Origin of the sequence: Mycobacterium dioxanotrophicus (genome assembly GCF_002157835.1) — a bacterium.
GTDB classification, from domain to species: domain Bacteria; phylum Actinomycetota; class Actinomycetes; order Mycobacteriales; family Mycobacteriaceae; genus Mycobacterium; species Mycobacterium dioxanotrophicus.
In genome coordinates this window covers 3,271,350-3,295,501 of sequence record NZ_CP020809.1, presented here as the reverse complement: position 1 = coordinate 3,295,501, position 24,152 = coordinate 3,271,350, and the positions used below count along the sequence as shown (strand labels likewise).

The following is a 24,152-nucleotide window of genomic DNA, read 5'->3' as shown; positions in this document are numbered from 1 at the left end:
AGGCTCCCTGCGGCGGGATGGAATGCGGAAGGACCGCGACAGTGACGCTCACCGGCATTCGGTTATCGAACCTCACCGGCGTGATCAGCCGGGTGGCCGTGGTGGCCTTGATCGTCGCCGTTCTCGTGACGGCCTGCCAGGGTGCACCTCCCGACCGGCGCGCAGACGTCACCCGGCTGGCGAACATCCTCGGCCAGATGCCCGGGGTGCACGCGGTCAGCAGCCGGGTGACCAACCGTCCCGCGCAAGGGTGGGTGTCGTTCACCGTCACGGTCGAACCCGCCCCGGACATCACTGCGGCGCAACTGGCCGCCGTCACCGCCCGCTACCTGCAAGACCTCCACCTCGTCGACTACACCGGCTACCGCTCGGAACTCGACGTCACCAGCGGCTGGAACCGGTTCGCCGTGGACGGCGGCGAACTACCCATCGTCAACGACCAGCAGATCATCAGCCAAGCGCGCGACTGGGTCGCTCTGCGAGCACAGTTCCCCGCCGCCACGACCAGATTGCGCGCCACCATCACTCACCCCGGCAACCAGTCCCCCATCCGTGATGCCGGGCATGCCAACGTCGCCAAGCTCCAGTTGCCCGACGACGCGGACTACACCGACGCCGCCGCGGCCGCCGCGACCCTGGCCGACAGGTTCCCCCAACTGGCCGGCCTCACGTGGACCATCAGCACCGGAAGCCAGCACCCTGCCGACATCAAGACCACGCGACGCTACCCCAGCGCCGCCGAGCTAGATGTCTGGCGCCAGGTCAACGCCGAGCAGACCATCCCGCACACCAGTCAGCTGACCATCAACGGGCGCGTCGCCGCACCGGTGTGGATCGCCGCCCAGACCCGCTCCCACGATCCAGCCGCGGCCGCGGCACTCGCGCGGCAGCAGTTACCGCTATTGCGGGCACTCCCCGCGCCCGTGTTCTACACCAGCAGCGACCAGATCCAAGGTCATGTCAACGGTGACGGACGCGCCACCGGACCCATTGCCATCACCGTCGGCGGCTGCACCGACCGCGACACTCTCGTCTACCAGTCGCCACCGGCCGAGCAGGCCCTGCGCACCGCCTACGAAACCTGTCCCCACCCCGCGCCCTGACGGCGCGGCCGGGGTCAGTGCGTCGGGGTACCGCCCGCCGGGCTGGGCCGAGCCGCGGTGAAGAACGCCGCGACGACGGCGATGACGCTGATCATCGCGGCGACCGTGAACGCCGCGTGCACACCAGGCAAATCCGGCGCCCCGCCCGACTGCGACGCCTTGGTCATGACCGTGACGAACAACGCGGTCCCCGCCGCGCCCGCGACCTGCTGCAGTGTGGTGAGGATGGCGCTGCCGTGCGAGTAGAACCGGTCGGGCAGGACCCCGAGCGCGTCCGTCATCAACGGCGTGAACATCATCGACAGCCCGACCATCATGATCGTCTGGAGGACGACCAGCTGCCAGACCGGTGATACCGCCGAGAGCGTGGTGAACCCCCACAGCGACGCACACAGCATCAGCGATCCCGGCACCACAAGCACCCGGGCGCCGTGGCGGTCGTAGGCCCGTCCCACCAGCGGGCCCGCCAGTCCCATCAGCAACCCGCCCGGCAGCGTCGCCAAACCGGCTACCAACGCACTCTGTCGCAACACATCCTGTACGTAGAGCGGCACCATGATGATCGCGCCGAACAACCCCATGAAGCCGAGGATCACCAGACCCAGCGACACCGAGAACCGCCGGTAGGTGAACGGCCGCAGATCCAGAAATGCGCGGTCGCGGCGCTGCAACTGCACCTGCCGGGCACCGAAGAGCACCATCGCCACCGCACCGACCGTCATCGGCAACCACGCCGGTACCCCTTGGCGACCATGGGCGGATTCACCGAGCAGCGAGAGCCCGAACACCAAGCCCGCGAACGCGATCGCGGACAACGGCACGGAGATCGCATCGATCGGGGTCGGTTCCTGCCGCTCATCGTCGACCCGCAGCCACGTGAGACCCGCCGTCAGCGCGACCAACGCGATGGGCAGCACGATCCAGAACATCCAGCGCCAGTCGAGTGAGCCCAGGATGAAACCCGAGAGCGTAGGACCGATTGCCGGCGCGACCGCGATGACGATCGAGATGGTGCCCATCATCTGCCCGCGCCGGTCGGCCGGAATCAAGGTCATGACCGTCGTCATCAGCAACGGCATCATCACGGCGGTACCGCAGGCCTGCACGATCCGTCCTGCCAGCAGGACCGCGAAACCGGGCGCCAGGGCGGCCACCAGCGTGCCGGCACAGAACAGCGTCATCGACGCCAGGTAGATCCCCCGCACCGGGAAGCGCTGCAGCAGCGATCCCGACATGGGGATGACGACGGCCATGGTCAGCAGGAAGCCGCTGGTGAGCCATTGCGCCGTGCTGGCAGCGATATTCAGGTCGACGATCAGGGCGGGCAACGCGACGCTCATGATCGTCTCGTTGAGGATCATCACGAACGCGGAGCCGACGAGCAGCCCGATGATGACGTTCGCGCTCGACTGGGCACGCGGTCGCGTCGTGGTCGTCCCGGTGCTCGGGCCCGTCGTCATGTCCCTCCCCTGTAGTTGGTTTGTGCGGCTAACCAGAGTAGGTGTGAGCACCGCACGCAGGGAAACGAGTTTCTCGGCCCGCGTCGCCCGTCCCCGGCGAAGCGCGGTTGCGGTCGTGAAAACTCAGCGTTCTCACAGCGGTTACTTGTCACTCTGATAGGCACCGATTTCTTCAAGGGATCGCCAACCGGCCCTGCAACGGAAAGCCACGAGTATGAAGGTCCTGATCGTCGAGGACGAGCAAAGGCTCGCCGGTGCCTTGTGCAGAGGCCTGCAAGCCGAGGGTTACGTCGTGGTGCACGCGAGCACCGGGACCGAGGGGCTGAGTGAGGCGACGGCCCACGAATACGACGCCGTCATCCTCGACATCATGCTGCCCGGCCTCGACGGCTACGAGATGCTGCGGCGCATGCGCGCGCAGCAGGTGTGGACGCCGGTTCTGGTACTGACGGCCAAGGACGAGGACGACGCTCAGGTCAAGGCCTTCGACCTGGGTGCCGACGACTACCTGACAAAGCCGTTCTCGTTCATCATTCTGGTGGCGCGCCTGCGGGCACTGATCCGTCGTGGTGCGCCACGCCGACCCGTGGTCCTGACTGCGGGCAGCCTGTCACTCGATCCGGCGCGACGGATAGTCGAACGCGAATCCACGGCGATCGACCTGACACCGCGCGAATACGGTCTGCTCGAGTTCCTGATGCGCAACAAGGATGCCGTCGTCACCAAATCGGAGATCCGGCAGAACGTCTGGGCCAACCAGACCGGTGGCGACAACACCGTTGAGATCTACATCGGATACCTGCGCCGCAAGATCGACCTTCCGTTCGGCACCAACACCATTCAGACGGTCCGCGGCTTCGGTTACCGCATCAACTCTCCCGCCTCGGCACACAGCGGCTCACCGATGCTCGACGCTGTGCTGTGAGCCGGTCCGGCCGAGCAGCGGCCGGCGTCAGTTGTCGTCGCGGATGCGATCGCGGACACACCACCAGTTCCAGTCGCACCCGGCGAATCGGCCCTCGTTGAACTCGGCGGGCGGCGGACCGTCACCGCCCCAACCGACGTCGCCGGCGTGCGCGTTCCACGGGAAGTTCGCACAGATGTCGGCGGGATATCCACCGCAGTCCCACAGTGGATGATCGGCGTGGGCTGCGGGGGCGCCGATCATGACGGCACCGGATCCCAATGCGCCTGCGATGGCTGCGGCAGCCACGAAATCTCGTAGTTTCACGGCAGACTCCTCATATGCGAGCCCCGACTGACGGTACTGGCGGGCGAAAGCTAACACACAGCCGCCGACGTTGCCCGCGCTTTGGCAAAGTCGCCAACACACTGCCAGGCACAGCCGAATATTAACGGAGACAACGATTTTAGCGTTGACGTCACCGCACCGTTGGCAGCGTCGCCACGGGTGCTGCATGCTTGTTCACTTATGGGTGATCTCGGCATCGTCGGCGCCTGGCTCCTGTTGGCCGGTGTCGTCATCGTGGCAATCGGCGTCGCGGTCGGCAGCGTGCTGCTGGCTCGCCGCATCGTGGACACGGATCCACAGCACAACTCGGTGCTCTCGCCATTCCTCACCGTCGTGGGCCTCGTATACGGAGCCCTGCTGGGCTTCACCGTCGTCGTCGGCTGGCAGCAGTACCTCACCGCCGAGACCAACGTTTCCAACGAAGCAGCGACCCTGACAACGCTGTACCGCCAAACCGTCGCGATGCCACAACCCGAACAATCTCAGGCACGTGAGCAGCTCCGCAACTACGCCGCGGCCACGCAGGGACCCGAATGGGGCAAGGCCGAATTCGGCGACATCACCAACAACGGCCGTGCCGCACTGACCCAGCTGTACCGCATCGTCGGCACCCAAACATCCGGCGCCGCAGCGCCTCCGATCAACCAGCCGTTCCTCGGCGAGTTGACCAATCTGGCATCCGACCGCAGCGCCCGCATCCTCGACGCCCAGCGCCGCGTCCCACGACTCCTGTGGTGCGCCTTGATCTTCGGCGGCCTCGTGTTGATCACGTTGACCAGCTTCATGCGGCTGTCGAACGACCGCTACCACATGCTCCTGGTCAGCACCGTGACCGTGCTACTGGCACTGCTGCTCTACGTCATCTTCTCCCTCGACCACCCGTTCGGCCCGGCCGGCGTGACGCCGCAGCCGTTTTCGCACGCGGTCGAGGTGTTCGACCTCGTCGACCGCGGAAGCTGATATTTTCCCGTGTATCAATAGCTTTCGTCGATCTCGGGGATACCCGTCTTTGCGTCTTCCCGCGCGGTACCGGCGTTACGACGCGTCCGTCGACCTGCTGCGACACCCATCTACCGAGGGATTCCTGCGATGACGGACGATGCCTCCCGGTTCGGCAATCCGCGTATACCAATCGGAATTGGCGCCACCATCAGTGCTGCTGCTCAAGCGGCCGTCGTCGTGACGACGACACCCGCGTGTTGCGATAGGCGGTGGGCGTCATATCGAACCAGCGTTTGCACGACCGGGTGAGCACACTCTGCTCGGCGTAGCCCAGCTGCCGGCACAACTGATCGAGGCTGAGGTCGGTATCGAGCAGAAGACGCTGAGCGGTCTCGCGGCGCACCTGGTCGACGAGATCGCCGAACGTCGCCTTCTCGGCGGCCAGCCGCCGCTGCAGGGTTTTGGGGTGAACCCCGATGTGGCGGGCGATGTCGGCCAGCCCGACCGCGCCGGTCGGCAGTAATTGCCGCACCAGGGTGCGCACCAACTGGCTGGTGGCCGGACCGAACTCGCCGATGACCTGGGCGAGGTAGTCGACCGCGGTCTGGTGGGCCACGTGATCGGTCGGAAGAGGGCGTTGCAGGTCGGACGTGCGCAGCGTGAACCCCGCGACCGGTTCGCCGAAGCTCGGCGGACAGCCGAAATAGCTCTGGTAGTCATCGGCAGGCGTCAGCGCAGGATGCGGCAGATGCACCGCGACGGGCCGGTAGTCCGCGCCGAGGAACAGGCGAAGGACCCGCAGGGTGACTCCCAACGAGAGTTCGATGGCCTGCGCTTGCGGCGGTGATGGGTCGAGCAGGTATTCGAACTCGAAACGCCGCAGTTCCGGGTCGAGGTGCGTGGTCACCCGTGCGGTGATCGACGGGCCGTAGGCCGCCATGAACTTGTCGAAAATCAGGAAGGCCTCGGCGACAGTCCCCGCGTTGCGTCCCGCGAGCCCGACCGGCCCGAGAATCTCGATGCCTTGGCGGAGCGCCAACCGCCGCCCGAAATCAGGGGTGTCGAGGGCGGCGGCAGTATCTTCGAGCATCCCGGCCCCGTTGGGTAGCGAGATGAACCGGTCGTGGCGACCGACATCGTCGTAGGGAATGTGCGCGGCGGCTACGAAAGTGCGACTGTTTCCGCCCAGTTCGGTAACAAGCTGATGAAAGTTCGTGAGCGCGGTCCCACGAATCACAGCCATGTCCCAGACTGTCAAAGATTTGTCCTGGAATGTCAAGACGGAAGGCTCGGGTTTGCTGCACAGTAGATGCCCGGGTCGGGATGAGTCGGCTGCGCGGCTTGCCCCATCGGTGGCCGGCTGCACAGACCAAGGTTCCTATCGAGGAGAGGGGCACGGTGTCTGACGTGCAGGGTGATCAGTTGGTGGCGCCGGTTCTACCCGGAGGCGGGGTTTTGCCGTTTCCGCCCGTCGGGTCGGGCAGCACTGCGGGCCGCACGTTGCAGGAGTCGACGTACAGTCCGCGCCCGGCGCCCAAGCGTCTGCACGAGAACTCGCCCAACGTCGTCATCGTCCTCATCGATGACGCCGGCCCCGGTTTGCCGTCGACGTTCGGCGGTGAGGTGACCACCGCGACGCTGGACCGGATCTGCGGCGAAGGCGTCTCCTACAACCGCTTTCACACCACGGCCATGTGCTCGCCGACGCGGGCATCGTTGCTGACCGGCCGCAACCATCACGAGATCGGTAACGGCCAGATCGCCGAACTGGCCAATGACTGGGACGGTTACGCCGGCAAGATCCCGCGGTCCAGCGCGACAGTCGCCGAGGTGCTCAAGCAGTACGGCTACGCAACCTCTGCGTTCGGCAAGTGGCACAACACCCCAGCCGAGGAGACCACCGCCGCCGGACCGTTCGACAACTGGCCCACCGGCCTGGGCTTCGAATACTTCTACGGCTTCCTCGCCGGTGAGGCCTCGCAGTACGAGCCGAACCTGGTGCGCAACACGACCGTCGTCGCCCCGCCCAAGACGCCCGAAGAGGGCTACCACCTGTCCGAGGACCTCGCCGACGACGCGATCTCCTGGCTGCACCGGCACAAGGCTTTCAACGCCGACAAGCCGTTCTTCATGTACTGGGCCAGCGGCTGCCTGCACGGACCACACCACATCATGAAGGAGTGGGCGGACAAGTACGCGGGCAAGTTCGACGACGGGTGGGACGCCTACCGGCAGCGCGTATTCGAACGTGCCAAGGACAAGGGGTGGATCCCGCAGGACTGCGAGTTGACCCCGCGTGATGACGCCATGGCGGCCTGGGATGACATCCCCGAGGACGAGAAGCCGTTCCAGCGCCGTCTGATGGAGGTCGCTGCCGGCTACGCCGAGCATGTCGACGTCCAGGTCGGCCGGATCGCCGATGAGCTCGAAGCGCTGGGCTACGCCGACAACACCCTGTTCTTCTACATCTGGGGTGACAACGGTTCGTCGGGAGAAGGCCAGAACGGCACCATTGCGGAACTCTTGGCGCAGAACGGAATTCCCACCACCGTCCGTCAGCACATCGACGCCCTGGACGAACTCGGCGGCCTGGATGTCCTCGGTTCGCCGCTGGTCGACAACCAGTACCACGCGGCGTGGGCGTGGGCGGGCAGCACCCCCTACAAGGGAATGAAACTGCTCGCATCGCACCTCGGTGGCACCCGCAACCCGATGGCGGTGCGCTGGCCGGCCAAGGTCACGGCCGAGGCCGCGCCCCGCGATGTGTTCCTGCACTGCAACGATGTCGTGCCGACCATCTACGACGTCGTCGGCATCGAGCCGCCGCGGGTGGTCAACGGCGAGCCGCAGATGCCGCTCGCCGGTGCGAGTTTCGCCCGCACCCTGGCCGACCGAAATGCGCCCGGCGGCAAGAAGACCCAGTATTTCGAAGTCATGGGCAGTCGGGGCATCTATCACGACGGGTGGATGGCCTCGGCCCGCGGTCCCCGGCTGCCGTGGGTGCCCGGCCAGCCGCCGGGTATCGCCACCTGGACCCCCGACAACGACACGTGGGAGCTGTACCACCTCGACGAAGACTGGTCACAGGCACACGATCTCGCCGACCAGATGCCCGAGAAGCTGGCGCAGATGCGAGAGATGTTCATGGTCGAGGCTGCCCGTAATGCGGTGCTGCCCATCGGCGGTGGCCTGTGGGTGCCGGTCTACCACCCCGAACTGCGCATCGCCCCACCGTACACAGAATGGGATTTCTCGGGCGACACCGTACGCATGCCCGAGTTCTGTGCTCCCGCCCTGGGCAACAAGAACAACGTCGTCACCATCGACGCGGACATACCCGCCAACGCCAACGGCGTGCTGTACGCACTCGGCGCCGCGGCGGGCGGGTTGACCCTGTATCTCGACGAGGGCTACCTCTGCTACGAGTACAACCTGTTCATCTTGTCGCGCACCAAGATCCGCACGGCAGACAAGGTGCCGCCGGGACGCGCGACCATCACGGTCACCACCCAGTACGCCGAGCCACGCCCGGCCGGCCCACTCGACGTCACCGTCGCACGCGACGGTGAGACGATCGCCGCTGGACAGGTTCCGATCAGCGCGCCGTTGCTGTTCACCGCCAACGACTGCCTCGACATCGGCACCTGCCTCGGCTCACCGGTGTCGCTGGACTACCGCGAACGTGCGCCGTTCCCGTTCGAAGGGCGCATCCACCGCGTGCACGTCGCCTACACCTAGACCGACGAACCCGCCTGCCCCGCTGCCGCCACCGGCGACAGCGGGGTCATCAATTGCGCCGTCCTGCAACAGGTTGGCGACACCACGTCCGCACAGCAACCATTTCATGACACGAACATCTCCGTATCCCAAGCTGTAACGAGACGACAGCAAACTCAGATAGACATGGCGAACCCTGAAGAGAGGAACAAGTTTTCGTGACCGGGAGATACCGGCGGCTGGCCTATTGGCTGGCCGCCCTGGGCACTTCGGTGCTCATGGTCGCGACGACGGCGTGTTCACCGTCGTCGTCCGACAAATCCGACAACCCCGACAAGCCCACCTCGGGCCAACTCACACCCGACGAGGCCAAAGCCATCGCGCTGGATGCCTATGTCTACGGGTATTCCCTTGTGACCGTTGAGATGACCCGGCGAGTGATGACCAACGTCGAGAACGTGGGCGGCACGCGCGCACCCATGGGCCAGTTGATGCGGATGCGGGAATACCCGAACGCGCAATTCCGCGATGTCACCGCGCCCAACGCCGACACCCTGTACACGAACGGCTTCATCGACGTCAAGAACGAGCCGTGGGTGCTGAGTCTGCCCGACGCTCACGACCGCTACTACCTGTTCCCGATGCTCGACGGCTACACCAACGTCTTCGAGGTCCCCGGGAAACGCACCACCGGCACCGGCCCGCAGACCTACGCCATCACCGGTCCAGGCTGGAAGGGCACGCTGCCCGCCGGGGTGAAAGAGTACAAGTCACCGACCTCGACGGTGTGGCTGCTGGGCCGCATCTACTGCGATGGCACACCGCAGGATTATGCCGCCGTCCACAAGATGCAGGACGAGATCTCGCTGGTGCCATTGAGCTCGTACGGCAAGCCCTACACCCCGCCGGCAGGCACGGTCGATCCCACCATCGACATGAAGACACCGGTCCGTGACCAGGTCAACAACATGAGCACCGAAGCGTTCTTCGACCTGATGGCCACGTTGATGAAGGACAACCCGCCGACAGCTGCCGACCGGCCGATCGTGGACAAGATGGCCCAGATCGGCATCGTGCCCGGCGAGAAGTTCGACATCAACAAGCTCGGCCCTGACGTCGCCGCCGCCCTGCAGTCGGTCCCCAAAGAGGGCGTCGAGAAGATCTTGGCCCGCTTCACCGCGACCGACGCCATCAACGGCTGGCGGTTCACCACGCAGACCGGTCAGTACGGCACCGACTACCTGCAGCGCGCGATGATCACCTACATCGGTCTCGGCGCAAACCGGCCGCAGGACGCGGTGTACCCCACGTCGGAAGCCGACACCAGTGGCCAGCCCTACGACGGCTCCAACAGGTACACACTGCATTTCGACAAGGGCCAGTTCCCGCCCGTCGAGGGCTTCTGGTCGTTGACCATGTACGACGAGGGCTACTTCTTCGTCGACAATCCGCTCAACCGCTACACCCTGAGCCAGCGAAACACCTTTGTTCCCAACCCTGACGGGTCGGTGGACCTCTACCTGCAGCACGACAATCCGGGACCGGACAAGGAAGCCAACTGGCTGCCCGCACCGGCAGGCAAGTTCAATCTCATGCTGCGTCTGTACTGGCCCAAGGAAACTCCGCCGTCGATCATCGACGGCACCTGGAAGCCACCGGCCGTCACGAAGGTCGCCTGACCGCCGCAGCGCGGCCAGGCTCAAATATCCACATTCACAAGGAGATAACCGATGAAGAAGCGCACAGTAACGCTACTGGCGGCCGCGGCCGTCACGGGCGCAACTCTTGCCGGTGCCCCACTGGTGGTCGCCCCGAGCGCGAGCGCGGATGTCTGCGCAGGTGCCGGAGGCCGCCACTTCTCTGCCGGTGGCTGCACCAACATCGCCGGTGACGTCGCCACCGGCGCGGCCATCGCCGCAGCCCACGTTCCGTACGTACCAGGCGAAATCCCCTGCTACACAGTCGAAGGTGTCCCCTACTTCACCCCGCCGGGAGATCCCTGCTAGCCATCGGATGAGCACTCGGCCGGGACAGGCACGCCTGTCCCGGCCGAGTGCGTCAGCGGGTCGACCAACGCCCACAGGGCATTCACAGGAAATGCCCATATCTTCACGATGGTGAGCCAAGATCACTCACTGCGCCCCGTGATGCGGGGCATCCTGCTCGATGTCGCCCCACCCCTGCTCGCCTACTACGGGCTGCGCGCCGCAGGAGTGTCGGAATACGTCGCACTGCTGACGGCCACCGTGCTCGCGGGGATCAAGGTGTCATACGACGCGATCAAGGCCCGCCGCCTCGATCCGTTCGCGGGCTACCTGATGCTGAACTTCGGCCTGAGCCTCGCGGTCGGCCTGGCTACCTCGGATGCCCGAATGCTCATGGTCGGCAACACCCTCGTCGGGGGCATCGGTGCGGTCGTGTTCCTGGGCAGCTGCTTCATCGGCACACCGCTGACCCAGATCGTCGCCGAGCGGGTCCGGGTCATCTCCGGGGAGAACCCCGACCCCGGCGAGGCGGAGTTCAAGAGGCGCGTCAACGTTTCGCTCTCAGCGATGTGGGGCATCGGATTGCTGCTCGGGACGCTGATCAGTTTGGCGATCATCTTTTCGCTGTCCGTCGACGTCGCGAACGGTGTGAACACGGTCGTATCGCTGGCGTTCACGGCCGTGCTGATGGTGGTGACGGTCGTGATGGCCAAGCGGGCCAGGGCCAAATGGGACCACCTCCGGGAACAAACCAGCGCCTGACAGAGTTGAGCGCATCAGACTGAACTTTGGAGGTTTGATGTCCGAACAAATATCTGTGCCGGTGTTGTTCGTCCAAGAACCGATCCTGCTGCCGGGCATGGTGGTGCCGATCGGGCTCGACGACGCTGCCCGTGCGGCTGTCGATGCAGCTCAAGCGAGCGAATCCGGCAAACTGCTGATCGCGCCACGCCTGGACGACCGCTACCCGACCCACGGCGTGATCGCGTCGATCGTGCAGGTGGGCCGTGTACCCGGGGGCGGCGCCGCCGCCGTCGTCCGCGGTGAACGGCGCGCCCACATCGGATCCGGCACCACCGGACCCGGCGCCGCGCTGTGGGTTTTCGTCGAGGAGGTCGGTGAAGATCCGGCGAACGAGTCGACATTCGCGCTGGCCGCCGAATACAAGAAGCTGCTGCTGGCGATGCTGCAACGCCGTGAGGCCTGGCAGATCGTCGACGTGGTCAACAAGATCACCGACCCCTCGGCGCTGGCCGACACCGCCGGTTACGCGTCGTACCTGACCGACGTCCAGAAGCGTCAGCTGCTGGAAACCGCCGACGTGGCCGAGCGGCTGCGGGTCCTGATCGACTGGACCAGCGAGCACCTGGCCGAGGTCGAGGTCAACGACAAGATCGCCGAGGATGTCCGCTCGGGCATGGACAAGCAGCAGAAGGAATTCCTGCTGCGCCAGCAGCTGGCCGCCATCCGCAAGGAACTGGGTGAAGGCGAGCCCGAAGGGTCCGATGACTACCGGGCCCGTGTCGAAGCCGCCGACCTGCCCGAAAAGGTGCGCGAGGCCGCGCTGCGTGAGGTCGGCAAGCTCGAGCGCGCCAGCGAACAGAGCCCCGAGGGTGGCTGGATCCGCACCTGGCTCGATACCGTGCTGGACCTGCCGTGGAACGTCAGGACCGAGGATTCGACGGACCTCAAGGGGGCCCGCGAAATTCTGGACGCCGATCACCACGGGCTCGACGACGTCAAGGACCGCATCGTTGAATACCTGGCCGTGCGGGCCCGTCGCGCCCAGCGCGGCATGGCCGTCGTCGGCGGACGTGGTTCGGGTGCCGTGATGGTGCTGGCCGGCCCGCCCGGGGTCGGCAAGACGTCGCTGGGTGAGTCCGTTGCCCGCGCGCTGGGCCGCAAGTTCGTGCGGGTCGCCCTCGGCGGCGTGCGTGACGAAGCCGAGATCCGTGGCCACCGCCGCACCTACGTCGGCGCGCTGCCCGGCCGTATCGTGCGGGCCATCGGCGAGGCAGGTTCGATGAATCCCGTTGTGCTGCTGGACGAGATCGACAAGGTGGGCTCCGACTACCGGGGCGATCCGTCGGCCGCGCTGCTGGAGGTGCTGGACCCCGCGCAGAACCACACGTTCCGCGACCACTACCTGGAGCTGGACCTGGACCTGTCCGACGTGGTGTTCCTGGCGACGGCCAACGTCATCGAGAACATCCCGTCCGCCCTGCTGGACCGCATGGAGCTGATCCAGCTCGATGGCTACACCGAGGACGACAAGGTCGCCATCGCACGCGACTACCTGCTCCCCCGGCAGGCCGAACGCGCGGCCCTGACGGCCGAGGAGGTGTCGGTGACCGACGCCGCCCTGCGCAAGATCGCCGCGGACTACACCCGCGAGCCGGGCGTGCGGCAGTTCGAGCGGTTGCTGGCCAAGGCGTTGCGCAAGGTCACCACGAAACTCGACGACGGCGGAATCGTGAACGTCATCATTGATGAGCCGGATCTCGTTGACTACCTGGGCCGTCCGCGGTTCACGCCGGAATCCACCGAGCGCACCGCGGTGCCGGGGGTGGCGACCGGTCTGGCCGTCACAGGTCTGGGCGGCGACGTGCTCTACATCGAGGCCAACGCCAACGATGGGGAGCCGGGGCTCAAGCTGACCGGTCAGCTGGGTGATGTGATGAAGGAGTCGGCGCAGATCGCGCTGTCCTACGTGCGGGCACACGCCGACCAGTTGGGCGTCGACCCGAAGGCACTGGATCGGCAGATTCACGTGCACGTGCCCGCGGGCGCGGTGCCCAAGGACGGCCCGTCGGCCGGCGTCACGATGGTCACGGCACTGGTGTCGATGGCCACCGGGCGCCAAGTGCGCGGCGACGTCGGCATGACCGGCGAGGTCACGCTGAACGGGCGGGTGCTGCCCATCGGCGGCGTCAAGCAGAAACTGCTTGCGGCGCAACGGGCCGGGCTCAAGACGGTCTTCATCCCGATTCGCAACGAGCCCGATCTCGACGACGTGCCCGCGGAGGTGTTGGAGGCGTTGGAGGTCAAGCCGATGACCGACGTCGCCGACATCATCGCCCAGGCGCTGGAGCCGGCTGAACAGCTCGCGACGGCGGCGGCCTGACGACGAGACTGCGCTGAGGGTTGTGAACGCGCACGTGCAACGACCCTCAGCGCAGTCTCGCGCGGAGGTCTGCAATCCTCGGGATGTGACGTCAGATACCTCTACGGGCGAGCGGCACCTCTCCCGTCAGCTGCCCAACCGGCACATCCAGCTCATCGCGATCGGCGGGGCGATCGGCACCGGGTTGTTCATGGGCTCGGGCAAGACCGTCTCGCTGGCGGGCCCGTCGGTGATCTTCGTGTACATGATCATCGGCTTCATGCTCTTCTTCGTCATGCGGGCGATGGGCGAGCTGCTGCTGTCGAACCTGCACTACAAGTCGTTCGCGGATTTCGCCGCTGACCTGCTCGGTCCGTGGGCCGGTTTCTTCACCGGCTGGACGTACTGGTTCTGCTGGATCGTCACCGGCGTTGCCGACGTGGTCGCGATCTCGGGCTACGTCACCTACTGGTGGCCGCATCTGCCGCTGTGGATCCCGGCCTTGGTGACCGTCGGCGTGCTGATCGGGTTGAACCTGCCCACGGTGCGGGCGTTCGGGGAAACCGAATTCTGGTTCGCGTTGATCAAGATCGTCGCGATCGGCGCTCTCATCGTGGTGGGTCTGGTGATGGTGTTCACCAGCTTCGAAGCCCCGGGCGGAGCCCATGCCAGCTTCGCCAACCTGTGGAATGACGGCGGCTTCTTCCCCACCGGCCCAATGGGATTCGTGGCCGGCTTTCAGATCGCCACGTTCGCGTTCGTCGGCATCGAACTGGTCGGCACCACCGCGGCCGAGGCCAAGAACCCCGAGAAGAACCTGCCCAAGGCGATCAACTCGATCCCGGTGCGCGTGATGCTGTTCTACGTCGCAGCGCTGGCCGTCATCATCTCGGTCACCCCGTGGCGCGAGATCAGCGCCGACCGCAGCCCGTTCGTCGCGATGTTCAGCCTCGCCGGCCTGGGCGTCGCCGCGTCGGTGGTCAACTTCGTGGTGCTCACCTCGGCGACCTCGTCGGCCAACTCCGGCATCTACTCCACCTCGCGGATGGTCTACGGCCTGGCCCAGGAAGGCGATGCGCCATCGGCCTTCGGCAAACTCACCTCGCGCCACGTGCCGGCCAACGCGCTATTCCTGTCCGGGGTGTTCCTGTTGTCGGGTGTGGTGATGGTGGCCGTCGGCGGCTCGATCATCGAGGCGTTCACCATCGTCACCACCATCTCGTCGCTGTGCTTCATGTTCGTCTGGACGATCATCCTGGCCAGCTACATCGTCTACCGCCGCACCCGCCCGCAGCTGCACGAGGAATCGAAGTTCAAGATGCCCGGCGGCATCGCGATGTGTGTGGTGGTGCTGGCGTTCTTCGTGTTCCTGGTGTGGGCTTTCACTCAGAAGGCCGACACCCTGCACGCGCTGCTGGTCACCCCGGTGTGGTTCATCGTGCTCGGCATCGCCTGGTCCGTGTTGCGGAGCAGGCCGCGGCACCTGGCCCGGGAGGTCGCGTTCCGCGCCGAGCTGGAATCCCAGGACACCACGGACGAGTGAGCCGACCTCATGGCCTTCGACCCCGACCTCGCTGACCGGATCCGTGAACTCGTCGCCGCCGAACACGGGGTCGAGGAGAAGCGTATGTTCGGCGGACTGGCGTTCCTGATCAACGGCAACATGGCGATCGCGGCCAACCGCGGTGGCGGGCTACTGGTACGGGTGCCGCCGGAGGACACCGAGCAGTTGCTGAGCCGCGAGCACGTCGAGCTGATGGTGATGGGCGGACGCGAGATGCGCGGCTGGCTGCGCGTCGACGCGGCCGGGGTGCGCACCAAGCGGCAACTGCAGGGCTGGGTTTCGCGCGGCGTCGGTTTCGCCAGCGGCCTGCCACCCAAGTAACACCCGGTTTCCGCGACGCAGCATCGGGTACGCGGACGGCATGGCCAAAGACGATCTGGTCCGGCGCCTGCTCGACACCGCCGGGACGACATACGCCGAACAAGCCGGTATTCACCTGCGGGACAAGCCCATGCCGCTGTTCGAGCTACTCGCGATGTGCATGCTCGCGAGCAAGCCGATCGACGCCGAGATCGCTACGCAGGCCGCCCGCGAATTGTTCAGCTGCGGGTTGCGCACGCCGCGGGCGGTGCTCGACGCCGACCGGCAGACGATGATCGAGGCGTTCGGCCGGGCGCACTACGCCCGGTACGACGAGAGCTCCGCCACCCGAATGTCGGCGATCGCGGCGGCGGTGCGCGACGAGTATGGCGGAGATCTGCGCCGGCTCGCCGACACGAGCGAGCACGACACTCATGCGGCCAAGCGATTGCTGATGCGGTTCAAGGGAATCGGCGACACCGGCGCAGACATCTACCTGCGCGAAGTGCAGGACACCTGGCCGTGGGTACGTCCATATTTCGACGATCGCGCGCTGGCCGCCGCGGCGGATCTCGGACTGCCCGACACTCCTGCGGCGCTGGGCCAGATCGCGCCGCGCGATACCGCCAAACTGGCTGCAGCCCTGATCCGGGTTTCGCTGGATGCGGATCTGCACGCCGAGCTGACCGACGGCTCGAAGTCCAGCGCATGACATAGCCAATCTGGCCGAACTACCCCGCCCCCGCCAGAATGACCATTAACATAGAGCACGACGACGGGGGTTACACGCTTCATGCTGACCGCAGTACGCAAGATCTTGGGTTTTCAGATGACGATCGCCGAGTGGATCGGCACCGCGATCATCCTTGCCGTCCCCTACCTGGTCATCGGCGTGGCATGGTCGGCGACCCACATGGAGCACCTGCACGGCATGGACCGCACCGACGCCGTGGTGTCGTTCCTCGGTTCCATCGTGTCGTGGCCGGTGCTGCTGTTCGCCAACGTCTGTATGAGCTGAAGGGATCCGCATCCATGTCTGTGGGCAACGACGTTCTCGCCACCCGGATCTCGGTGAAACGCCGCACCTCCCGGTGGGACGACTACCCGGTCAGTGTCGCCGACGCCATGGACTTCTGGGCCTTCGCCGCGGGCGCGGCCAACGTCATCATGCAGCTGGCCCGCCCGGGCGTCGGGTACGGAGTGGTGCAAAGCCCGGTCGACTCGGGCAATCTCCTCAAACATCCGTGGAAGCGGGCCCGCACCACGTTCAGTTATCTGGCCGTCGCCATCCTGGGCAGCCCCGACGATCGAAAGGCGTTCCGCGCCGCCGTCGATGTCGCGCACCGGCAGGTGCGGTCAGGGCCGTCAAGCCCGGTGGCCTACAACGCCTTCGACCGGGACCTGCAGCTGTGGGTGGCGGCCTGCCTGTTCGTCGGGTTGGAGGACACCTACCAACTGTTGCGTGGCGAGATGTCCACCGAGCAGGCCGAGCAGTTCTACCAGTCCGCGGCAACACTGGGCACCACTCTGCAGGTCACGCAGGACCAGTGGCCTGCCACTCGCGTCGAATTCGACAGCTACTGGGATGCCGCGTGCCGGCAGGTGGCCATCGACGACGTCGTCGGCGCCTACCTGCACGACCTGGTCGCACTGAAGATGGTGAATCCACTGCTGCGGGTGCCGTTCCGACCGTTGCTGCGGTTTCTCACCGCGGGCTTTCTGGCCCCGGTGTTCCGTGACGCGCTGGGTGTCGGCTGGGGGCCGGCGCGCCAGGTGCTCTTCGAGCGGCTGTTCCTGCTGGTGTCGTTCGGCAACCGATTCCTGCCCGTGTTCCTCCGGCAGGGCGGCAGCTACCTGCTGCTGGCCGATGTTCGCCGGCGGGCCCGGGCCGGCCGCCCGCTGATCTGATGTTCCGCCGGGTCCTGGGCCGACGCGTCAGCGTCGAGCAGATGCTCGAAACCCTGATGTGGCTGGCCATTCCGTATCTCGTGGTCGGCCTCGGCTGGAGCTTCGTTCACGCCGAGCAGGTCGCGGCCATCGAGAAGGCGCTGCTGACGCGGCTTCCCGCGGGCGCGAACCTGGTGGCGTTCGGCGTGGAGACCGCGCTGTGGCCGCTGCTGCCGTTCGCCGGTGATATCTGCATGACGCCGTGAGACGAGTTCAGGCCGCCGGGCTATGGTTGCGCGTCGTGAGACGTTGTGCGGTCCTGATTGCGGCAGCTGCGGCCCTGGCCGGGTGTACGTCCGGCACGGTCGTCAACACCGGGGAGGCACCCCCGCAAACCCCCACAAGCACCTCGACGGCCATGCCGCAGTACGGCACCGCGAACCTGGTCGACGGCTCGGGCTACGCCACCGAGGTCAACGGCCGCACGGGCTACTACTTCAGCACCCCCAGCGGGCGCTGGCGGTGCGCGATCCTGCCCCGCGACAAGGCGGGCTGCCAGTCGGCGAGCGGGTTGTCGGCCATCTCCGTCCCCGGTGCGCCGACCGCCGTCCCCGACGGCAGCGGCGGGACCAGCGCCCCCAACGCGGTTGCCGTCGACCGTGATCACGACGCCGGGTTCATCGCGCTGGCCGAACCCGAGTTCTCGGTCGACGGCGCCAAGCCGCTGCCGTTCGGCAAAGTGCTTGCGGTAGCGGGTTTTCGGTGCAACGTGCAGCCATCGTCCGGCGTGTCGTGCGTGCGGGAGCTGACGGGCAAAGGTTTCACGTTCTCGGGCGACACGTTCGCTCCGCAGTACACCGACGTCCCGTGACTAACGTGGAGGCTGCGGACGCGAGGAGCAGGGGTGGCCATGATCCGGATCGGCACGTCGGGCTGGTCGTACGACCACTGGACCGACGTGCTGTACCCGACCGGGACACCGGTGGCGGCCCGGCTGGCCCGCTACACCGAGGAATTCGACACGGTCGAACTCAACGCCAGCTTCTACCGCTGGCCCCGCGACACCACGTTCGCCGGATGGAACCGGCGGCTACCCGTCGGATTCACCATGTCGGTCAAAGCACATCGGGGCCTGACCCACTTCCGGCGGCTGCGCTCCCCCGAACCGTGGATCGAGCGGTTCGACCGCTGTTGGACCGCGCTCGGCGACCGCGCGGAAGCCCTGTTGGTCCAAACCCATCCAGCACTCGAACGTGACGACGAGCTGCTCGCCGGATTCCTCTCACAGCTGCCCCCGCGCATCCCCGCTGCGATGGAACTACGACACCCGTCCTGGCATGAACCCGCGGTCTACGCACTGCTTGAGCGGTTCGGCGCGGCGTACGTCGTGATGAGCGGGCCGGGATTGCGGTGCGAACCACGCGCCACCAGTCACCTGGTCTACGTCCGGCTCCACGGGCCCGCCGACACCATGATGTACGCCGGCTCCTATCCGGACGACGAACTGCGGCAATGGGCCGAGAGGATCCGCACGTGGGAGACCGAGGGCCACCGCGTCGTCGTGTATTTCAACAACGACCTCGGTGGTCATGCCGTGCGCAATGCCCGAACCCTCAGGCGGTTACTCGCGGCACGAGTACGCTGAGTAGGCATGACTCAGTCTGCGTCACAGTCATCCACGTTCGTGATCGTCGGGGGCGGCCTGGCCGCGGCCAAAGCCGCTGAAGCGCTGCGGGACAACGACTTTGGCGGGCATATCACCCTGTTCGCCGCCGAGGACCAGCTGCCCTACGAGCGCCCGCCGCTGTCCAAGGAATTCCTGGCGGGCAAAAAGGCCCTCCCCGATTTCACCGTCCACGACGGCGACTGGTACCGCGACCACAACATCGATCTGAGACCGGGCACCACGATCACCGCCATCAATCCCGCCGACCACACCGTCACCCTGCCCGACGACAGCACCGTCGCCTACGACAAGCTGCTGCTGGCCACCGGATCGGCGGCGCGGCGGCCACCGATTCCCGGCAGCGATGCCGACGGCGTGCACTACCTGCGCACCATCGACAACGCCGTGGCGTTGCGCGACATCCTGACCGAGGGCGCGTCGCTGGCCATCGTCGGCGCAGGCTGGATCGGCCTTGAGGTCGCCGCGGGTGCTCGCGAACGCGGCGTCAACGTCACCGTCGTCGAATCGGCCCGGCTGCCGCTGCTGGGTTCCCTCGGCCCCGAAGTCGGCGAGATCTTCGCGCAGCTGCACCGCGATCACGGTGTCGACCTGCGGCTGAACGAATCGGTGCAGGAGATCACCGTGTCCGACGGGCGCGCGACCGGTCTGCGGCTGGGTGACGGGTCGACCGTGGCGGCCGATGCGGTGTTGGTGGCGGTCGGCGCCGCGCCCAACATCACGCTGGCCGAGCAAGCGGGGCTGACGATCACCGACGGCGGCGTGCAGGTCGACGCGGCGCTGCGCACCAGCGATCCCGACATCTATGCCGTCGGCGACATCGCCGCCGCCCAGCATCCCCTGCTGGACGCCCGCATCCGGACCGAACACTGGGCCAACGCCCTCAAGCAACCCGCGACCGCGGTGGCGGGCATGCTCGGCAAGCCTGCCGAATACACCGAACTGCCGTATTTCTTCACCGATCAGTACAACCTCGGCATGGAATACGTCGGCCACGCCCCCGAGTACCACCAGGTGGTGTTCCGTGGCGACGTCGCCAAGCTCGAGTTCGTCGCCTTCTGGCTGTCGGCGGAGAACCAGGTGCTGGCAGGCATGAACGTCAACGTGTGGGACGTGCTCGACGACATCAAGACCCTGATCCGGTCACGGGCCCAGGTCGACCCGCAACACCTGGCCGATCCCCAGCGGTCACTGGCATCCGGTTAACTGGTCCCCGAGACCATTTCGACGGCTGGGCCCGAACTCGGCGCACGGCGCGGTGATCCGCGCGGGCCCGGGCCCCGGCGCGAGCCGATCCCGGCAGGAAGGTGACACCCCCGGTGAGTGTGAGCCCCGACGAGCTGACCGGCACCGAGCAGGCAGTTCTGCTGGTGCTGATGGCCGAGTCCCGGCCGGTAGCCAACCCGGAACTGGAACGGCTCGGCCCGAAACTCGACAAGCCGGCCCGCGACCGGCTCAACCGTCTCGGCCTGATCGAGACCACCGCCGGACGGCCCCTGGTGCACGAGCTGACCGACGCGGGCTGGGCGGTGGCCCGGGAGCTGTTCGGCGCCGACACTCCGCCCCGATCGCTGGGCCAGGGCCGCGCCCTCTACACCCTGCTGCGCGCCCTGCGGCGCTACTTCGACCACGCCGACCTGGTGCCCGCCGAGGTGTTCCTGCCGCCTGACGAGGCCGCAGCCGGGGTGCCCGACGGCGCCGACGGCACGGAGGACCGGCTGCGCGCGGCATACACGCGGCTGGCCGCTCGGCCCGGCGGCTGGGTCAGCCTGCTGCGGCTGCGCGAAGAGGTTCCCGACGTGGCCCGCGCGACCGTCGACGCCGCGCTGATCAGCCTCTACCAACAACCCGGCGTCAGCCTGATCCCGGAGGAGAACCAAAAGGTGCTCACCCCCGCCGACCGCACCGCCGCCGTGACCATCGGCGATCAGCACAAGCACCTGATCGCGATCGAGTCCTGATGGAGTTGCAACACCGCGAAGCACTCAGCGCCCTGCGCTTGACCTGGGCACCCACCGCCGACGATCTCTGGCACTCGCAAGGTGCGCTGCACGTCGGCGGACTTCACGACCGGCCGATGGCCGACGTGATGGCGGCGTTCGGTGATGCCCAGCGCGAAGCCGATTCCAGCCCGCTCGGCGTGGTGGTGCGCGGCCCCGCCGGGTCGGGCAAGACCCACCTGCTGGGCCAGGTGCGCGAACAGATCCAGCTGGCCGGCGGGTATTTCTTCCTCGTCGAACTGCTCGATGCGGCCGGGTTCTGGCAGTCCGCCCGGTCGGGAATCCTGGAGAGCCTGGGCCGCCCCGGCGGCGAGCGGGACACGCAGCTCAAGGATCTGCTCTGGGAGCTGTCCTCGGTCGCCCACATCTCGCGAGCCAATCGCCGGGCCATCATCGGCGACGATGAGCTGACCCCTGAGATCCTCAGCGACTTCGTCAACGCCCTGCACAAGGCGCGGCGCGAGACCGTGCGCCGCACCCACCACACCGTGCGGGCGCTGGTGCTGCTGGCCGCCGGTGACCTGGAGCTGCAGGACATCGGCGAGGCGTACCTCACCGGCAACGACAGTTCCGGGCGCGACGAACGCGCCGTCTGGGGCCTGCCCGCGCCGACGCTGACCGCGCAGGAATCCGTGCGCGACATCTCCCGGATCGTCGCGCTGGCCGGGCCCGCGGTGCTGGCCTTGGACCAGATCGACACGCTGCTGGCGCAGACCGTCGAGCGCACCGACACCGGCGGGGACGTGCCGTCTCCCCAGCAGCGCAAGGCCGCCGAGGCCGGCAATCGCGACCTCGAGCACGTCGCCCACGGGCTGATGGCGATCCGCCAGACGATGCGCCGGACGGTGTCGGTGGTCGCGTGCCTGCCCGCGGCGTGGGAGGCCATCGAAGACCGGGCCACCGCGACGGTGCACGACCGCTTCCGCACCACCGCGCTGCTGCAGGGCCTGCCCACCCCCGATGTCGGCCGCGCCATCCTGGAACGGCGCTTCACCGCCAGTTACCGGGCCGTGGGGTTCACCCCGCCGTATCCGAGCTGGCCGATCCTGCCGTCGGCGTTCGACGACGCGACCCAGTACACGCCGCGGCAGTTGCTCAAGCGCGCCGATGCCCACGTACGGCGCTGCCTTGAGCGCGACACGGTCGAGGAACTGGCCCGGCTGACCGGTGAGGTGGTCGAGGCGCACGAACGGTCGAATGGGGACGCGCCGCGCGGCGACACCGGCGAACTCGATCGCCGGTTCGCGGAGTACCGTCGGCGCGCGGTGCCCGCGGCCGCCCTCGACCCCGATGGTGAGGACACCACGATGCCGAGCCTGCTGACCGCGGCGCTGGAAGCGTGGATCACCGAACGCGGCGAGGCCGAGCAGTCGTTCCGGCCCGACCCACCGCCGGGATCGCGGGTGGTGCTGCACGCCCGGTTGCGCCAGAGCCTGGATGCCAGCACCGACGACGAACGGCACTGGGCGTTTCGGGCCATCGCATCGGGCAACGCCGTCGCGGTGCTCAACAGGATTCGCAAGGCCTGTGAGGCAACAGGTTTGAGCAGCGAACGGACCGACCGGCGGCGATTGTTCCTGCTGCGCAACACCGCTTGGCCCAACGGAGCCAAGACCGCCGCGATGCTCGACGAGTTCGAGGCGGCCGGTGGCAAGGTGCTGCCGTTGAGCGATGACGACCTGCGCACCATGACCGCACTACGCGACCTGATCGACGACAATCACCCCGACCTGCCGGAGTGGCTGCGCCAGCGCAGACCCGGGCACGGCATCGCGGTGTTGCGCACCGCCCTCGGCGACCAGGCGGGTGAGGCACCGCCGCCGATGCCGGCGCCCGAGGCCACGCCGTCCCCGCCGATCGCCGCATCGCTCGAGGCCCCGCCGGTCCCCGTCGAGCACTCCCCCACGGCTATCACGCTCGGCGTGGATGCCGTTTCGGGACAAGGGGTTTCGGTCGACCTGGCGGCGCTGCGCAAGCACACCGCCATCTTCGCCGGCTCCGGATCGGGCAAGACGGTCCTGATCCGCCGACTGGTCGAGGAATGCGCACTGCGCGGAGTGTCGTCGATCGTGCTCGACCCCAACAACGATCTGTCCCGGCTGGGCAGCCGCTGGCCCGAACCGCCACCGGGCTGGAACCCCGCCGACGACGAGCGCGCCGAAGACTATTTCGACAACACCGAGGTGGTGGTCTGGACGCCCCGCCGGGCGAACGGCCGGCCACTGAGCTTCCAGCCGCTGCCGGACTTCGCCAGCGTGCTCGACGACGAGGACGAGTTCGGCGACGCCGTCGAATCCGCCGTTGCCGCGCTCGAGCCGCGGGCGCTGATCTCCGGCAACACCGCCAAGGCCACGCAGTCGCGGGCGGTCCTGCGGGAAGCGTTGCGGTACTACGGCGCCCAGCGCTCCGTGACGCTGAGCGGCTTTCTCGACCTGCTGAGCCACCTGCCGCTTGAGGTCAGCAAATTGGGCGAAGCCCGCAAGCTCGCTGCCGCGCTGAGCCAGAACCTGCGGGCCGCGATCGTCAACGACCCGCTGTTCGGCGGGGCCGGGACGGCCGTCGACCCCGGGGCCCTGCTGACGCCGTCACCGGGCTATCGCGCCCGGGTCTCGGTGATCAGCATGGTCGGCCTGACCAGTGAGCAGCAACGGGAAGGGTTCGTCAACCAGCTGCAGATGGCGTTGTTCGCGTGGATCAAGCGCAACCCGGCCGGCGACCGGCCGCTGGGCGGGCTGCTGGTGATGGACGAGGCCCAGAACTTCGCGCCGTCCAGCCACACCACGGCGTGCACCCACAGCACGCTGGCGTTGTCGTCGCAGGCCCGCAAATACGGGCTCGGCCTGGTGTTCGCCACCCAGGCACCGCGAGGCCTGCACAATCACATCCCGGGCAACGCCACCACCCAGTTCTACGGACTGCTGAACTCACCGGCCCAGATCGCCGTGGCCCGCGAGATGGCCAGGGTGAAGGGCGGTTTGGTGCCCGACATCAGCAAGCTGCGGTCGGGGAATTTCTATCTGGCGCTCGAAGGCGACGCGTTCCACAAGATCCGCACCCCCTGGTGCCTGTCGTATCACCCGCAGAGTCCGCCGACCTCCGACGAGGTGCTCGAGCTGGCCCAGCGGGAACTGGCCGACCGGTGACGCGTGCGGGGC

The 24,152-nt window shown here is 67.2% G+C and carries 22 protein-coding genes; 19 read left to right on the top strand and 3 right to left on the bottom strand.

All coding sequences use genetic code 11. The features are described 5' to 3' along the window. Window positions 1-41 precede the first annotated feature (41 nt). Complete coding sequence (locus BTO20_RS15895) at window positions 42-1,103, top strand: hypothetical protein (protein ID WP_087077360.1); 1,062 nt, start codon at window positions 42-44, stop codon at window positions 1,101-1,103. A 14-nt stretch (window positions 1,104-1,117) separates the two neighbouring features. On the opposite strand, the gene BTO20_RS15890 is transcribed toward BTO20_RS15895, so the two are convergent. Continuing rightward, complete coding sequence (locus BTO20_RS15890; RefSeq protein WP_087077358.1) at window positions 1,118-2,563, bottom strand: DHA2 family efflux MFS transporter permease subunit; 1,446 nt, start codon at window positions 2,561-2,563, stop codon at window positions 1,118-1,120. A 214-nt stretch (window positions 2,564-2,777) separates the two neighbouring features. Between BTO20_RS15890 and BTO20_RS15885 the strand changes: the two genes are divergently transcribed. Next, window positions 2,778-3,488, top strand: a complete 711-nt coding sequence (locus BTO20_RS15885; protein ID WP_087077356.1) for a response regulator transcription factor — start codon at window positions 2,778-2,780, stop codon at window positions 3,486-3,488. A gap of 27 nt (window positions 3,489-3,515) precedes the next feature. Here BTO20_RS15885 and BTO20_RS15880 read toward each other — a convergent pair whose 3' ends face one another. Next, entirely contained in the window at window positions 3,516-3,794 is a 279-nt protein-coding gene (locus BTO20_RS15880) for a hypothetical protein (protein WP_087077353.1), read from the bottom strand. Window positions 3,795-3,995: 201 nt separating this feature from the next. Here BTO20_RS15880 and BTO20_RS15875 point away from each other — a divergent pair, with 201 nt between their 5' ends. Beyond that, on the top strand, window positions 3,996-4,775 hold the full coding sequence (locus tag BTO20_RS15875; RefSeq protein ID WP_087077351.1) for a bestrophin-like domain: 780 nt from the start codon (window positions 3,996-3,998) through the stop codon (window positions 4,773-4,775). Between the two features lie 190 nt (window positions 4,776-4,965). Here BTO20_RS15875 and BTO20_RS15870 read toward each other — a convergent pair whose 3' ends face one another. Then, a complete protein-coding gene (locus BTO20_RS15870; protein ID WP_087077349.1) occupies window positions 4,966-6,000 on the bottom strand; it encodes an AraC family transcriptional regulator in 1,035 nt (344 codons plus the stop codon). A 155-nt stretch (window positions 6,001-6,155) separates the two neighbouring features. Between BTO20_RS15870 and BTO20_RS15865 the strand changes: the two genes are divergently transcribed. From BTO20_RS15865 to BTO20_RS15790, 16 genes are all read left to right on the top strand, one after another. Then, a complete protein-coding gene (locus BTO20_RS15865) occupies window positions 6,156-8,495 on the top strand; it encodes an arylsulfatase (RefSeq protein ID WP_198344405.1) in 2,340 nt (779 codons plus the stop codon). Window positions 8,496-8,752: 257 nt separating this feature from the next. Further along, window positions 8,753-10,153 (top strand): DUF1254 domain-containing protein, encoded by a 1,401-nt coding sequence (locus BTO20_RS15860; protein WP_087082157.1) that lies wholly within the window; start codon window positions 8,753-8,755, stop codon window positions 10,151-10,153. 51 nt (window positions 10,154-10,204) lie between these two features. Next, window positions 10,205-10,480, top strand: a complete 276-nt coding sequence (locus tag BTO20_RS15855) for a hypothetical protein (RefSeq protein WP_087077347.1) — start codon at window positions 10,205-10,207, stop codon at window positions 10,478-10,480. A 111-nt stretch (window positions 10,481-10,591) separates the two neighbouring features. Beyond that, entirely contained in the window at window positions 10,592-11,221 is a 630-nt protein-coding gene (locus tag BTO20_RS15850; RefSeq protein WP_232491152.1) for a VC0807 family protein, read from the top strand. 37 nt (window positions 11,222-11,258) lie between these two features. Next, entirely contained in the window at window positions 11,259-13,583 is a 2,325-nt protein-coding gene (lon, locus tag BTO20_RS15845) for an endopeptidase La (RefSeq protein WP_087077345.1), read from the top strand. A gap of 85 nt (window positions 13,584-13,668) precedes the next feature. Continuing rightward, on the top strand, window positions 13,669-15,105 hold the full coding sequence (cycA, locus tag BTO20_RS15840) for a D-serine/D-alanine/glycine transporter (protein WP_087077343.1): 1,437 nt from the start codon (window positions 13,669-13,671) through the stop codon (window positions 15,103-15,105). 9 nt (window positions 15,106-15,114) lie between these two features. Further along, on the top strand, window positions 15,115-15,447 hold the full coding sequence (locus BTO20_RS15835; RefSeq protein WP_087077341.1) for a TfoX/Sxy family protein: 333 nt from the start codon (window positions 15,115-15,117) through the stop codon (window positions 15,445-15,447). A gap of 40 nt (window positions 15,448-15,487) precedes the next feature. Then, entirely contained in the window at window positions 15,488-16,138 is a 651-nt protein-coding gene (locus BTO20_RS15830) for an endonuclease (protein WP_087077339.1), read from the top strand. 81 nt (window positions 16,139-16,219) lie between these two features. Then, window positions 16,220-16,444, top strand: coding sequence for a hypothetical protein (locus BTO20_RS40505; protein ID WP_087077337.1), 225 nt, complete (start codon window positions 16,220-16,222; stop codon window positions 16,442-16,444). A 14-nt stretch (window positions 16,445-16,458) separates the two neighbouring features. After that, the gene (locus BTO20_RS15820) at window positions 16,459-17,334 is read left to right on the top strand and encodes an oxygenase MpaB family protein (protein WP_087077335.1); all 876 of its coding nucleotides are present in this window, start codon (window positions 16,459-16,461) and stop codon (window positions 17,332-17,334) included. Between the two features lie 41 nt (window positions 17,335-17,375). Then, complete coding sequence (locus tag BTO20_RS15815; protein WP_332460312.1) at window positions 17,376-17,579, top strand: hypothetical protein; 204 nt, start codon at window positions 17,376-17,378, stop codon at window positions 17,577-17,579. Window positions 17,580-17,614: 35 nt separating this feature from the next. Beyond that, window positions 17,615-18,184: a hypothetical protein gene (locus BTO20_RS15810; protein ID WP_087082153.1), complete on the top strand. Its 570-nt coding sequence runs from the start codon at window positions 17,615-17,617 to the stop codon at window positions 18,182-18,184. 39 nt (window positions 18,185-18,223) lie between these two features. Beyond that, the gene (locus BTO20_RS15805; protein WP_087082151.1) at window positions 18,224-18,958 is read left to right on the top strand and encodes a DUF72 domain-containing protein; all 735 of its coding nucleotides are present in this window, start codon (window positions 18,224-18,226) and stop codon (window positions 18,956-18,958) included. 6 nt (window positions 18,959-18,964) lie between these two features. After that, the gene (locus BTO20_RS15800; protein ID WP_087077331.1) at window positions 18,965-20,203 is read left to right on the top strand and encodes an NAD(P)/FAD-dependent oxidoreductase; all 1,239 of its coding nucleotides are present in this window, start codon (window positions 18,965-18,967) and stop codon (window positions 20,201-20,203) included. Window positions 20,204-20,316: 113 nt separating this feature from the next. Continuing rightward, complete coding sequence (locus BTO20_RS15795) at window positions 20,317-20,958, top strand: hypothetical protein (RefSeq protein WP_087077329.1); 642 nt, start codon at window positions 20,317-20,319, stop codon at window positions 20,956-20,958. Beyond that, on the top strand, window positions 20,958-24,140 hold the full coding sequence (locus BTO20_RS15790) for a helicase HerA domain-containing protein (RefSeq protein WP_087077327.1): 3,183 nt from the start codon (window positions 20,958-20,960) through the stop codon (window positions 24,138-24,140). The genes BTO20_RS15795 and BTO20_RS15790 overlap by 1 nt, the downstream gene beginning before the upstream one ends. Window positions 24,141-24,152: the final 12 nt, after the last annotated feature.